Origin of the sequence: Pseudomonas sp. NPDC087626 (assembly GCF_044743405.1) — a bacterium.
In the GTDB taxonomy this organism is placed as follows: domain Bacteria; phylum Pseudomonadota; class Gammaproteobacteria; order Pseudomonadales; family Pseudomonadaceae; genus Aquipseudomonas.
In genome coordinates this window covers 36605-49639 of sequence record NZ_JBIUWJ010000005.1, presented here as the reverse complement: position 1 = coordinate 49639, position 13035 = coordinate 36605, and the positions used below count along the sequence as shown (strand labels likewise).

Sequence of the window (13035 nt, the reverse complement as noted above, 5' to 3'; positions counted from 1 at the left end):
CTTAGCCTGACCGGGGCGCCTTGCCGGCGTGGGGCAGCAACCAGTCGAACAACAGTTGGTTGTGCCCCGTGCGTGCAGACGGGCTGGTGGGCCTGGCACTCTCAATGAAGCTCAGGCGTTGCTCGCTGTTCCAGTGTTGCTGGAAGTACTCGGCCAGCGCCACGCATTGCCCCGGATACAGCAGGCACAGTTGGTCCGGGGTGCGGGCGAACTCGCAGGCCAGCTGTTTTTTCTGCGCGGGTGAAAGCGCCAGGTTACCCGACGCCAGGCTGGTGCCCTGCATGACCACGTCGCTGCGATCCAGGCCGCTCAACTCCTTGAGGCCGGGGCGTGGCATACGCACGATGTACCAGTTGGCGTGGGCCAGGCGGTCGGTGGTCGCGGGCGGGCGTTCGAACAGCGAGATCTCACCGCTCCAGCCGCTGTGCTGGGGCTGAGGTAGCCTGGATTGTTCGAGGGGGTCCACGCCAGGGGTGGGTGTGGGGCTGAACAGTGGGCCGACCAAGGTGATGCTGTCTGCAGTCAAGTGCAGCACGTTGCCATTGGCTGTGAGGCTGATGGGGTGTTCTTCAGCGTGCCGTGCCGGGCCATTGCGCACCACGCCGAGGTCGGTGTCATACAACACCGGTCGATCGGGATCACCATCAAGGAAGCTGACCTGGACTTCGCTACCGCCTGCGGGCACCTGCGTGGCGGCAGCGGCCACCTGGACCCTGGGCAACCAGAGCCCCGAGGGCGCATCACCCACGTCCTGCTCAGGCCACAACCGGACCTCCACCCGACCCAGTGCGTCGAGCACTGCCGGCTCTACTACCCGACCGATTTGCTGACCGTGGATGCGCGGCTTGGGGTGCTTGAGCGCCGGGCGGAATTCGCTGGACCAGGGAATGGCGGTGAATTGATTGCGGTAGAGGTTCGCTGAGCCTTGGTGCTCGACCTCGCAGAGCAACCACTGGTCATTGAACACTGCGACAGGATGGCCGCTGACTTGCAGGATGCCGCCACTGCACAGACCCGGCTGGGTACTGTGCCCCTGGACTTGCCGGTGCAGGCACCGCAGCCGTTCGAGCTCGCGCCGGCTCAACTGGAGCTGGTGCTGCTGGGTTGTGGCCTGAGCGATTTGATTGGCGGCGTCTGCCGGCGCGGGGCTCGACTCCTGTGGTTCGCCCCGTGGCTGAACGCTGTGGCGCGGCGCGGAGTCGAGCCGGCTGTGACATTGAAACAACTGGCTGATCACCGGCTGGTCGGCACTGGGCGCAAAGGCGGTCTCTAGCGGGTGCTGGGTGAAGCTGGCGCTGTCCTCGGCGAACACCAGTACATGTCGGTCGTGCTGGTGTTCAAAGTGAAAGTGGATGCCTTCCTCTTCACACAGCCGATGCAGCAGGTGCAGGTCGGTTTCGTCGTACTGGATGCACAGCGCCCGCGGTGGGTACTCGCCATGGTGCAGCTCGAAGCGGTAACTGTCGGCGGGCAGGTTGTGCTCTTCGAGCAGCTGGTGCAGCAGTTGTGGCACGCTCAACTCACGCCGCACACGCCGTCGTGGCGTTTGCTCCAGGGCTACCAGGCGAGGTGCCAGGGTCAGACGATAAGTGATCTGCCGTGCGCTTGCCTCGATCAGAGCGGCGCACTGGACGATCCCGTGGCGACCGCAATCCGCACCCAGGCTGAGGTAGGCCGGCTGGTGCAGCCACTGCTCAAGCCGAATCGCCGGAGCGGGGCCGAGCAATTCGATCTCCAGTTGGTACAGCTGGTTGAGGGCTTCGTGCCCTTTGAACTGACGCACCGCAAAACTCAAGGCGAGCTCGGGGAGGGTCAGGGTTGGGCTCAGGCCCGGGGGGCTTTCCATGTCGTTGTGCATCACACACCCTTGTGCCTTGAAGTTCGGGACATCGAGGGTACGAAACACTGAGGGTTAATAGTCAGCCCCTAAGCGCATTTCAGAAAGCCCCTACAAGCGCTTGTGGTGATGTCGCTCATCCACTGCAGTTTTTGGTCGATTGCCAACTTTTTGCCGTATAAACTTGCGCAAAGCGTCGGCCAATAGATGTCTCGGCGCCACAGATCAAGAGAGTGAGTTATGGGCGCACAGTGGAAGGTTAAACACAAAGAAGCGGCAGCCAACGCCAAGGGGAAAATCTTCGGCAAGCTGGTGAAGGAAATCACCATTGCTGCGCGTAACGGTGCCGATACCGCAACCAACGCGCATTTGCGCCTGGTGGTGGAACAGGCCAAGAAGGCCTCGATGCCCCGTGAAACCCTGGAACGGGCGATCAAGAAGGGTTCGGGTCAACTGGGTGAGACCGTGCAGTACCACCGTGTGACCTACGAAGGGTTTGCCCCGCACCAGGTACCGCTGATCGTTGAGTGCGTGACCGACAATATCAACCGCACCGTGGCGGAAATCCGCGTGGCGTTCCGCAAGGGTCAGTTGGGGGCTTCCGGTTCCGTGGCCTGGGACTTCGACCACGTGGGCATGATCGAGGCAGCGCCGGACACTCCGGACGCCGATCCGGAGATGGCTGCAATCGAAGCCGGTGCCCAGGATTTCGAACCCGCCGAAGACGGCGCGACCCTGTTCATCACCGAAGCCACCGACCTCGATTCGGTGCAGAAAGCCTTGCCGGAGCAGGGTTTCACCGTGTTGTCGGCAAAACTGGGCTACAAGCCGAAGAACCCGGTCAGCGGCTTGACTGACGCGCAGATGGAAGAAGTCGAAGCGTTCCTTGAAGGCCTGGACAACCACGATGACGTGCAGGACATGTTTGTCGGGTTGGCGGGTTGATCTGATTCGCCAGTGACACCGTCATCGCGAGCAGGCTCGCTCCCACATTAGATCGCGCCCGACCAGGCAACTCGGTCAACTGTGGGAGCGAGCCTGCTCGCTATTGACCGCGCAGCGGTCACAGACTTTCCAATTGCTCCACGACTTCGTTGAACCCGGGCCGTGCCAGCACTTGGGGCTGACAGCACTGGCGCTGCAACCTCTCCAGTACCTCGCGTCGTGCGGCACTCAGGCCGGAGTCGATCCGCGCCAGTAACTCCCCCAGCAGAATCCCGAAGGCGCGCACTTCGATGCGTTGCAGTGCGCGGGTTTCCAGGGTCTCGGCGCGGGCATGGAAGGACGCTGCGCCGAAGTCCCCCAGCAGGCAGTCGCCCTGATCGTTATACAAAGTGTTGTGGCCATACAGGTCGCCGTGGGTGATGCCCTGTCGATGCAGGTGCGCAGCGGCCGAGGCGATGCCGCGGGCGATGTTCAATGCCACTTCGGCGCTAAAGCGCGTGTCGGGCTCATACACGTCGCGGCTGCAGGAATCCAGGCTGGGCAAGGCAGCCAGGTTGCGATAACTGCGGTCGATCAACCCCATCACCAGGCCGGCCTGTTGCTGTGGATGGTCGACGATGCGCCCCAGCACGCTGATCAGCTGCGGATGAGTGCCGGCGCTGAGGCAGGCGTTCATTTCATGCAGGGGCGAACCGTCGCTGGTCATCGAGCCTTTGTAGAGTTTCACCGCGACCTGGCGCTCCGGCAGTGATGACGGCTGCCACCGTGCCTGATGAATCACCCCCGAAGCGCCTTCGCCCAGGCGCTGCTGCAGCTGCAATTGCGCCCAGGGGATGTGTGCGGTGGCGGCCAGCGCGCTGGCATCGGCCTCGGTTTCCAGCGGATTTCCGGCATACGCCAGCCAGGCCAGGGACGGCAAGGTCAGCAACCACTGGGGCAGTTCGCTGAGTTGGTTTTCGGCAATGCGGATCAATTCCAGCCGATGGCACTGGCCCAGGCTGGCGGGCAGGCTGCGCAACCGGTTGCCGGCGAGCATGAGTTTTTGCAGCAGGGGGCGTTGCCCCAGTTCGCTGGGCAATTGCTCCAGTTCATTGTCGGTCAGGATCAACCAGCGCAACTGTGGCGGCAGGGCCGTGGCCGGGACCCGCTGCAGGTGATTGCTCTTGCAGCCGATCATGCTCAGTTGCTGGCATTGACCCAGGCTGGCCGGCAGTTCGCGCAAGAGATTGTTCGAGCAGAACAGCACCCGCAAGTGGCGCAGTCGGTGCAGGTCGTCCGGCAATTGGCGCAAGGCGTTGCCGCTGAGGTTGAGCACTTCGAGCGAGTCCGCCAGGCTGTAAATTTCCTCGGGAAACTCCTCCAGGCCGCACGACAGGTCCAGTCGTTTGATCCCGGCCAACTCGCCGGATCGCAGTTGTGCAAGGGTATGCATGAACACATCCAGTCAATGGAAGAGAGGGCGGCGTCGAGCCTGCAAACGTTGGAATGATAACGGTAAACGTCCGGGTCTGGCGGCTAGAACTTCAGCGTTTGCTGGATGACCTGGGTAGCCGGGTCGCGGGCTTCGCTGACCATCGCATAGTTGTAGCCGGCCCCGGACCAGTACTGCGCCTGCAATTCTCCGTCGCTGCGACTGCCTTTGGGGAGCAGGTAGTTCCGCGGGCCGGGCGGGCGGATGTAGAAGCTGATCTTGCGCCCGCCTTGGTCTTCATACATCACCATGGCCGCCGGGCCCTGGTCGGTGCTCAGCAAACGTGCGCTGACCGGCTGGAAACCCGCGTTGGCGAGGTCCGGCAGGCGGTTGGCGTGGGCAAAATAATGATCGAGCCAGCCCTGCATGTCGCCGTCATCGCTGACCCGATAGTCGGCCGGCAGCAGGCCTTGCTGGGCGAACATCCGGTACGCCTGCATCGCGTCAGTCATCGGCAGGGTGCCACCGCTGAGCGTCATTTGCCGTGCTTGCCAGCCACCCAGGCCGCCGACACTGACTGCGATCAGCAGCAGGGCGGCACTGGCCAGTTGGCGCCGGGACTGGCGCTTGCGGCGTTGGCGAATCAGCCCCGGGTCGAGGTCGGGGTTGTCCGGTTGTTGCAAGGCGCCGCCCAGGGCTGCCCGCAGTCGCTGGGCGTCCTGCTGCCAGGCGCGTACCTGCCCGGCCATCTGCGGATTGGCCGCCAGGTACGTCTCCACCAGGCGCCGGTCGGCATCGTTGAGCTGATGGTCGACGTAGGCGTGCAGGTCATTGACGCTGGGCGGCATGCTGATCATTTGAGTCTCCGCAGGGAAGGGCTACTGATTTCACCGTCGCTGAGCTGACGCAAAGCCTGGCGCGCCCGGGACAGACGAGACATCACGGTGCCGGTCGGGACCCCGAGGATCTCGGCGACCTCTTTATAACTCAAGCCCTCCACCGCAACCCAGAGCAACAGCGCCCGCTGCTCGGTGGATAACCGGTCGAAGGCTTCCAGGGTGGTCTGCGCAATCACTGTGCGCTCCAGCGAAGGCTGCGGCTCGTCGCGGCCGGTGAAAAACTCAAGCATCCGCGCATAACGCCGGGAGCGGCGATGGGCGTCGAGAAACTGCCGGTACAGAATCGCAAACAGCCAGGCCCGCAGATCGCCCTCCGGGTGTTTGCTGCCCCAACTCGACAGCGCGCGCTCCAGGCACGACTGCACCAGATCGTCGGCGCTGCTGGAATTGCGGGTCAGCGAGACCGCAAAGCGACGCAGCCTGGGGATCAGTTCACGTAACTGTTCGTCGAGAGGGTTCATGGTGGGTGGGCCAGTCACTACGCTTGGGACCAGAGAGACGCTTGGCAGTGGAGGTTATTCCCGTGGCGCAGAAATAAACATCGGGCCATGGAATAAACGTCGAAGGGCAACGTCTGCCTGATCCTTGCCACACGCCGTTCCCGGCCCTGGAGTGTTACATGGTAGATCGTTCCCCACCCCCCGACAGGCTTCCTTTAAGTCCCGTCAGCCTGGCCCTGCGCCTGGCAGCGATTGGCCTGGTGGTTGGCGCCATGGCCGTGGCCTTTGCCTACGTCAACGGTTCTCTCGACCCACAGCGCTTGACTCCCAAGGCACTGGTCAGCGTGCTTGAAACCAACAACGGCGTTCACCCAGGATTTCGCCGCAACCACGCCAAGGGGGTGTGCGTGATCGGCTATTTCGAGAGCAGCAACGAGGCGCGTGCCTATTCCACCGCGCAGGTGTTCAACGCTGCACGAACCCCGGTGGTCGGGCGGTTTGCCTTGCCCAGCGGCAATCCTTACGCACCAGATACCAGCGTGCCGATCCGTAGCCTGGCGCTGCGCTTCACTCAGGCCGATGGGCAACAATGGCGCACGGGCATGAACAGCATGCCGGTGTTCCCGGTGGGTACACCCCAGGCGTTTTATCAGTTACAGCAGGCGCAGAGCCCAGACCCTGCAACGGGCAAACCGGACCCAGCGGCCGCCCCGGCATTTTTTGCCGCGCACCCGGAAACCGCGCCGTTCCTGCGCTGGATCAAGAGCGCCAAACCCTCGGCCAGCTACGCCACCGAGACCTATAACGGCATCAATGCGTTTTATCTGGTGAATCCGGCGGGTCAACGCCAGGCCGTGCGTTGGGGGGTCGTCCCGCAGGCCCGGGACGGCGCAACCACCAGCGCCGCACAAGGCGCTGATGTTCTCGAACAGGACTTGCGCGAGCGCCTGCAGGCCGGGCCGTTGCGCTGGCAGTTGCTGATCACCCTGGCCGATCCGACGGACCCCACTGACGATGCCAGTCAAGCCTGGCCGGCCGAACGCAAGGTGCTGAACGCCGGGACGCTGGTACTGCAAAGCAGCCAGGCGCAAAACAGTGGCGAGTGCCGGGATATCAACTACGACCCGCTGATCCTGCCCAGTGGCATCGAGCCCTCGAAAGACCCGTTGCTGGCCGCGCGCTCGGCCGCCTACGCCAGCTCCTATCTGCGCCGGACCAGCGAAGTCGGTCAGTTGCCTGACGCTAAACAGGAGGCCGCCCAATGAGCGCGCAACCGAACCACTTCGCGCCCCTGGCGCGGCTGCTGCACTGGCTGATGGCATTGCTGGTGATCGCCATGCTGTTCATTGGCGCCGGCATGGTCGCCTCGGTGTCCGAGCGCCATGAATGGCTGATCCACCTGCACAAGCCGTTGGGCGTGGCGATCCTGTTGCTGGTGATCGTGCGCCTGTTCGTGCGCTTCTCGACGCGTCAACCGCCCTTGCCGGCGGACCTGCCCGATTGGCAGGTGCTCGCGGCCAAGGCGTCCCATGGGCTGCTGTATGCCCTGATGCTGACCTTGCCAGTGCTCGGCTGGGCGATGATTTCGGCAGCGGGTGATCCGGTCACGCTGGGCATTGGCGTGCAATTGCCAGCAATCGTGCCGGCCAATGCCGCGCTGTTCGCCTTCCTGCGCAGGGCCCATGGGTACCTGGCCTACCTGCTGTTCCTCACGGTATTGCTGCACCTGGCCGCAGCGCTGTTCCACGGCTGGATCCGGCGTGACGGCGTATTGCAGAGCATGCTGTCCGGCAAGGATCACTGATCGGGCAGGGCGCTGCTGGCGAGGCCTGAGGGCCGCATGCGCTGTGGCATGCGGCCCGTTGAGCGATCAGCGCAGGGTTTTCACCAGTGCGGCGACGGTCGACAACACATCCTTGCCCAATTGCATCGAGCGCTTGCCGGACCAGCCGGTGTGGGGGTTCGGGGCGTCGTTGTGGTCCTTGAACGGCATCTCCAGGGTCAGTGACAGGCAGTCGAATTTCTGTCCGACGCTGTTGCAGGCCAGGGTCATGTTGGCTTTCCCCGGTAGGTCGCGGGTGTAGCCGTGGGTGGTCTGGAAGTCACGGGTCTGGTGTTTCAGATGGCTGCGAAAGTGCTCCTCAAGCGCAGCCAGGCGTGGCGTGTAGCCAGGGTTGCCTTCGCAGCCGGCCGTGAACACGTAGGGGATTTCTTCATCGCCATGGATATCCAGGAACAGGTCAACGCCGTATTGGTCCATGTGCTGCTGCACGAACCACACTTCCGGACTGCTTTCCTGGCTTGCGCTCTGCCAGGCACGGTTGAGGTCCTGGCCCATGGCGTTGGTGCGCAGGTGGCCGTGGAACGCCCCGTCCGGGTTCATGTTCGGCACCAGGTACAGGTCGGCACTGGCCAGCAGGCTGTTGAGCTCTGGGTCATTGTGCTGTTGCAGGCGTTCGATCACTCCCTCCATGAACCATTCGGCCATGTGTTCGCCGGGGTGTTGCTGGGCGATGATCCAAACCTTGCGCTGGCCTTCGGCGCCACTGCCTTTGCGCAACAGTTGAATGTCACGGCCCTCGACGCTCTTGCCGGTGGCCAGTAACTCGGTACCGGCCTTGCTCAGCGCCTGCTCGATCAGCCAGTCATGGCGGCCGCGGCTGTAGGGCTCGAAGTAGGCGAACCAGGCGTGAGTCTCGCGGGCTTCCAGGCTGAAGCGCAAGCAGTCGCCTTCGAAAATGGTCGGCACCCGGAACCAGTTGACGTGGTCGTAGGAGGCCACCGCCTGGTAACCGTCCCAGGCCTTGTTGTAGGAGGACTTACTGGCGTTGCTCAGGCGAAACCAGTGTTCTTCGCCCACATGCAGGCCGCTGGCCTTGAAGTGGAACCACTGGAAATGCGGGCTGCGGGTGTCGGGCTTGATGGCCAGCAAGGCCTGTAGCGGATTGCTGAGGTCCAGCACTTCGATGTTGCCGCTGTCGAAGTTGGCAGTGATATCAAAGGAGCGTTGAGCCACGGTCATAATCTCATCCTGGATATGATTTTTATGGCGCTACTTTACACGGGCGAGGGGTAAAGCCGAGGGCAATTTACCGGGAAAGGAGGGGGGCGTCGTCCTTGACGCTGCAGCAGCTTAGTGGCTATGCGATTGATTCTCAAGTGCTATTTGTCAGTGTTTAATTCGGGTTTTTGTGAGTTGTGTTGCAAAAAGGTGGTCTTTTGATATCATGCGCGCCATCGAATTTAGCAGTACCAGTCTTCATTAGCCTGAAGCCAAAGCCAGAATAACTGGCAAAAAAAAGACCCGGCAAAAAGCCGGGTCAAAAACCGTGATTAGCCTGATGAGGAGATATTCCAAGAGTCCGACCTAAGGTCCCTTGGTCTATCGACTGATCTCGCGACCAGCTGCATGCAATAATAATCATTATCATTTGCAAGTCAACTATTTTTACCCGCCTCATAGGAAATATCTTTCCTGTCGTTTTGCCAGACGCCGCGACCTGCCTCAGGTTCCGACGTTTTACCTCGGTTTCAACCGCGTAATCTCAGTAGATCCGCTCTGCGTCCAGTGACCTGTCCACCATGGCTTTTGCCATGTCGATCATGTGCACCACCGAAAACGCCAGGTCGCGGCGTGGGCCCTGCAGGTTGTCCGCTGACTCATGGGCGGAGGCGGCCGCACAGCGCAACAGGTCCGAGGCATGCGCCAGGGCCTCCTCGCGACTGACGTGAGGGCTGACATCGAAGAAGCGTTCGATGACTTGGGGATCTGAAACAGCGGGTTTCAAGTAATAGTCCAGCGCGCGTTGGGCGGCGGCGCAGTTATTGAGTGAACTGAAGTCGCTGGTGGTTTCCGGCGTGGGCAGCGTGTTATCGGTGAGATCCATGGTGAGTACCTATTCCGAGGGTGGGGCCGTTGGTGTTGGTAGAGAATAGTACTAACTGTATTCATGACCAAAAATTAAATACTACAATGTGTGTGTTGAGGGTCAGCCAGCGCGAAGTATTGTTCCGCCCATGGATAAATGGATTGAATTGGTCAAGGCCAAGATGAGTGAACTACGGATCACTCAGGAAAAACTCGCAGAGCGTCTCGCCATGTCACAGGGTGGCGTCGGGCATTGGCTGAACAAGCGCCGGCAGCCCAGCCTCGATGACATGAACCGGGTGTTGCAGGAACTCGGATTGGGTTTTCTCGAGGTGGCCATGGTGCTCAGGGAGGTCGAGCAGGCGCAGGACGAGGGTGCAGAACCGGGATCGCTGGCGCAAAAGTACAACCCATACTTTCGTTACCCGGTGAGCGATTGGCGGGTCCTGTCGCAGGTGCGCGAGGCCCAGGTGCCGGCCTACGGCAACGGGCGCTCCGAGATGACGGATTACCATGCCCAGGGCGCAGCTTTCTGGTTGGTGGTGGTGGGGGATGCGATGACCGCACCCACAGGCATCAGCATTGCCCAGGACATGCTGATCCTGGTCGACCCGGCGGTGGAAGCGGTACCGGGCAAACTGGTGATCGCGCAATGGGCCGACAGCGCCGAAGCGACCTTTCGCAAGTTGATCGAGGAGAGCGGGCAACGTTATCTGGTGCCCTTGAATCCGACCTACCCCAAAGCCCTGTTTACCGAGCAGTGTCGGATCATCGGCGTGGTGGTACAGGCCACCGCGCGGTTTTAAACCGGCAGGTCCTGGCTCACAGGACCTGCCGGTGACTCGCGGTTACTCCAGCTCGACCAGCGCGCTGCCCTCGGTGACCATCTCGCCTTCCTGGCAATACAAGGCCTTGATCACGCCATCCTGGGGCGCCCGAATGCTGTGCTCCATCTTCATCGCTTCGAGCACCACCAGCGGCGCACCGGCTTCCACAGTCTGCCCAGGTTCGACCAACACCCGGACAATGCTGCCGTTCATCGGGGCGGTCAGGCCGCCTTGATGGCTGTGGCTCGCTTCAACCGCGGCAATCGGATCGTACTCGCTGATGCAACGCAACTCGCCTGCCCACTGCAGGTACAGATGCTGGTCCTGGCGAATCGCCCGCAACTGGCGGCGCAGCCCCTGATGCTCGACACGCAACTGCTCATCCTTGAGCTCGGCGGTGTGGGCGTTGGTCGGCGCCAGGGTAATGGCCCGGTCCTGGCCTTCACAGCACAGGTGCAGGGTGGTTTCAGCCGGCAAGCCGGCACGAAAGCCATTGCCGTTGGCCCAGGGTGAGCTCGGGTCGTCGCCGCGCACGTTGGGGCGCCGGCTTTGGGCGAAGGCCTGGGCGGCAGCGTGCCAGAACTCATCGCTGAGTGCCTGGGGCGCCGGCAGCAATTGTTCCTGGTAGCGTGGGATAAATCCGGTGTCCAGTTCGGCTGCGGCGAATGCCGGATGTGCGACGATTCTGCGCAAGAAGCTGATGTTGGTCTTCAAGCCGCCAATGGCGAACTCATCGAGCATGCTCAGCAAGCGCAGGCGTGCCTGTTCGCGGTCCTCGCCCCAGGCAATCAGCTTGCCGAGCATCGGGTCATAGTACGGCGAAACCACGTCGCCTTCCTCGACGCCACTGTCCACTCGACGTCCCGGGCCCGGGGCTGATTCGCGGTACAGCGCTAGGTGCCCGGTAGCCGGCAGGAAGTCGTTGCTCGGGTCTTCGGCGTACAGACGCACTTCGATCGCATGGCCGATCAGCGGCACCTGCGCCTGGGTCATCGGCAGTGGCTCGCCCTGGGCGACGCGAATCTGCCAGGCCACCAGGTCCAGGCCGGTGATGGCTTCGGTAACCGGGTGTTCAACCTGCAGGCGGGTGTTCATTTCCATGAAGAAGAACTCGCCACGCGAGTCCAGCAGGAACTCCACGGTGCCGGCACCGACATAACCGATGGCCTGGGCAGCCCGTACCGCCGCTTCGCCCATGGCTTTACGCAGCTCGGCGCTGAGGCCGGGGGCCGGGGCTTCTTCCACCACCTTCTGGTGGCGACGCTGAATCGAGCAGTCCCGTTCGTTGAGGTACAGGCAGTTGCCGTGTTGGTCGGCGAACACCTGGATTTCCACGTGGCGCGGCTTGAGCAGGTACTTTTCCACCAGCATCCGCGAGTCGCCGAACGATGACAGCGCTTCACGCTGGGCCGAGGCCAGGGCTTCGGCCAGTTGGCTGGTGTCCTCGACCACTTTCATGCCCTTGCCGCCGCCACCGGCCGTGGCCTTGAGCAGCACCGGGTAGCCGATACGCTCGGCGGCAACGCGGAAGGTTTCCAGGTCCTGGGCTTGCCCGTGATACCCCGGGACCAGCGGCACGCCGGCGGTTTCCATCAAGGCCTTGGCGGCAGACTTGCTGCCCATGGCGTCGATGGCCGAGGCCGGTGGGCCGAGGAAAATCAGCCCGGCGTTTTCGATGGCGCGGGCAAAGCCGGCGTTCTCCGAAAGGAAGCCGTAGCCGGGGTGAATCGCCTGGGCGCCACTGGCCTTGGCCGCGGCCAGCAATTTGTCGATCTGCAGGTAGCTGTCGGCCGCTTTGCTGCCGCCCAGGTCCACGCGGATATCCGCTTCGCGGCTGTGGCGTGCGTCACGGTCAGTGGCGCTGTGCACGGCCACGGTGGTCAGGCCCAGGGCCTTGGCGGTGCGCATGACCCGGCAAGCGATTTCGCCGCGGTTGGCCACCAGCAGGGTGGTGAGTACAGGTGCGCTCATCAACGCGGCTCCTTGGTGGTGGATGCTGTCTGCCAGCTCGGCGGACGTTTGTGCAGGAAGGCGCGCAAGCCTTCCTGGCCTTCGGGGCTGACGCGGATCCGGGCAATGGCGTTTTCGCAGTAGCGGCGCAGGGCTGGGTTCAGTGCGCCGCTGCCGACTTCACGCAGCAATTCTTTGCTCGAGCGCATGGCTTGCGGGCTGTTGAGCAGCAGGTTGCTGATCCAGCTTTCGACCTGTGACTCCAGCTCGCTGGCCGGATAGCTTTCGCTGAGCAGGCCCAGTTCCCGGGCCCGCTGGCCACTGAAGCGCTCGGCTGTCAGCGCATAACGACGGGCTGCACGCTCACCGATGGCTTGCACGACGAAGGGGCTGATCACCGCTGGCGCCAGGCCGATGCGCACTTCCGACAGGCAGAACTGCGCGTCGTCGGTGCCGATCGCCAGGTCGCAGCAACTGACCAGGCCCACCGCGCCGCCAAAGGCCGCGCCCTGGACCACGGCCAGGGTCGGCAGCTTCAGCTTGGCCAGGTTGTACATCAACTCGGCGAGCTCGCGGGCATCGTCCAGGTTGGTGTGGTAGTCGAGCTCGGCCGATTGCTGCATCCAGGCCAGGTCGGCGCCGGCACTGAAGTGCTTGCCGCGGCCGCGCACCAGCAGGAAACGCAGGCTTGGATCGGCCTGGACCTTGTCCAGCGCCAGGATCAGTTCACGAATCATCTCGGCGTTGAACGCGTTGTTCTTGGCTTCGCGGCTGAGCCAGAGCGTGGCGAAACCACGGGGATCGGTCAGCAGTTCCAGGGTATTGAAGTCGCTCATGTGTAACCTCTGCACAACTCTT

The 13035-nt window shown here is 62.8% G+C and carries 12 protein-coding genes; 4 read left to right on the top strand and 8 right to left on the bottom strand.

Translation table 11 applies throughout. The annotated features are described in order from the left end of the window. Nucleotide 1: 1 nt before the first annotated feature. Nucleotides 2-1846, bottom strand: a complete 1845-nt coding sequence (locus ACIOVD_RS05960; RefSeq protein WP_401126624.1) for a type VI secretion system Vgr family protein — start codon at nt 1844-1846, stop codon at nt 2-4. Nucleotides 1847-2077: 231 nt separating this feature from the next. Here ACIOVD_RS05960 and ACIOVD_RS05955 point away from each other — a divergent pair, with 231 nt between their 5' ends. Beyond that, nucleotides 2078-2782, top strand: a complete 705-nt coding sequence (locus tag ACIOVD_RS05955; RefSeq protein ID WP_401126622.1) for a YebC/PmpR family DNA-binding transcriptional regulator — start codon at nt 2078-2080, stop codon at nt 2780-2782. Between the two features lie 118 nt (nt 2783-2900). Here the strand turns inward: ACIOVD_RS05955 and ACIOVD_RS05950 are convergent, their stop codons facing one another. The 3 genes from ACIOVD_RS05950 to ACIOVD_RS05940 form a co-directional block, all read right to left on the bottom strand. After that, the gene (locus ACIOVD_RS05950; protein ID WP_401126620.1) at nt 2901-4214 is read right to left on the bottom strand and encodes a leucine-rich repeat-containing protein kinase family protein; all 1314 of its coding nucleotides are present in this window, start codon (nt 4212-4214) and stop codon (nt 2901-2903) included. 83 nt (nt 4215-4297) lie between these two features. Next, entirely contained in the window at nt 4298-5050 is a 753-nt protein-coding gene (locus ACIOVD_RS05945) for an anti-sigma factor (protein WP_095167832.1), read from the bottom strand. Further along, a complete protein-coding gene (locus ACIOVD_RS05940) occupies nt 5047-5553 on the bottom strand; it encodes a sigma-70 family RNA polymerase sigma factor (protein WP_401126618.1) in 507 nt (168 codons plus the stop codon). Before ACIOVD_RS05940 ends, ACIOVD_RS05945 begins: the two co-directional genes overlap by 4 nt. Nucleotides 5554-5711: 158 nt before the next feature. Between ACIOVD_RS05940 and ACIOVD_RS05935 the strand changes: the two genes are divergently transcribed. Both ACIOVD_RS05935 and ACIOVD_RS05930 read left to right on the top strand, forming a co-directional pair. After that, nucleotides 5712-6797 carry a catalase family peroxidase gene (locus ACIOVD_RS05935; protein ID WP_401126616.1) on the top strand — a complete coding sequence of 362 codons (1086 nt, stop codon included), beginning with the start codon at nt 5712-5714 and terminating at the stop codon, nt 6795-6797. Continuing rightward, complete coding sequence (locus ACIOVD_RS05930) at nt 6794-7336, top strand: cytochrome b (protein ID WP_159994620.1); 543 nt, start codon at nt 6794-6796, stop codon at nt 7334-7336. The genes ACIOVD_RS05935 and ACIOVD_RS05930 overlap by 4 nt, the downstream gene beginning before the upstream one ends. 66 nt (nt 7337-7402) lie before the next feature. On the opposite strand, the gene ACIOVD_RS05925 is transcribed toward ACIOVD_RS05930, so the two are convergent. Both ACIOVD_RS05925 and ACIOVD_RS05920 read right to left on the bottom strand, forming a co-directional pair. Further along, nucleotides 7403-8554: a M14-type cytosolic carboxypeptidase gene (locus ACIOVD_RS05925; protein ID WP_159994622.1), complete on the bottom strand. Its 1152-nt coding sequence runs from the start codon at nt 8552-8554 to the stop codon at nt 7403-7405. Nucleotides 8555-9077: 523 nt separating this feature from the next. Next, complete coding sequence (locus ACIOVD_RS05920) at nt 9078-9419, bottom strand: DUF6124 family protein (protein ID WP_401126614.1); 342 nt, start codon at nt 9417-9419, stop codon at nt 9078-9080. A gap of 130 nt (nt 9420-9549) precedes the next feature. Here ACIOVD_RS05920 and ACIOVD_RS05915 point away from each other — a divergent pair, with 130 nt between their 5' ends. Then, nucleotides 9550-10206, top strand: coding sequence for a LexA family transcriptional regulator (locus ACIOVD_RS05915; RefSeq protein ID WP_401126612.1), 657 nt, complete (start codon nt 9550-9552; stop codon nt 10204-10206). 42 nt (nt 10207-10248) lie between these two features. Here ACIOVD_RS05915 and ACIOVD_RS05910 read toward each other — a convergent pair whose 3' ends face one another. Beyond that, nucleotides 10249-12198: an acetyl/propionyl/methylcrotonyl-CoA carboxylase subunit alpha gene (locus ACIOVD_RS05910; RefSeq protein WP_095167842.1), complete on the bottom strand. Its 1950-nt coding sequence runs from the start codon at nt 12196-12198 to the stop codon at nt 10249-10251. Then, nucleotides 12198-13013, bottom strand: coding sequence for a gamma-carboxygeranoyl-CoA hydratase (locus ACIOVD_RS05905; protein ID WP_095167844.1), 816 nt, complete (start codon nt 13011-13013; stop codon nt 12198-12200). Before ACIOVD_RS05905 ends, ACIOVD_RS05910 begins: the two co-directional genes overlap by 1 nt. Nucleotides 13014-13035: the final 22 nt, after the last annotated feature.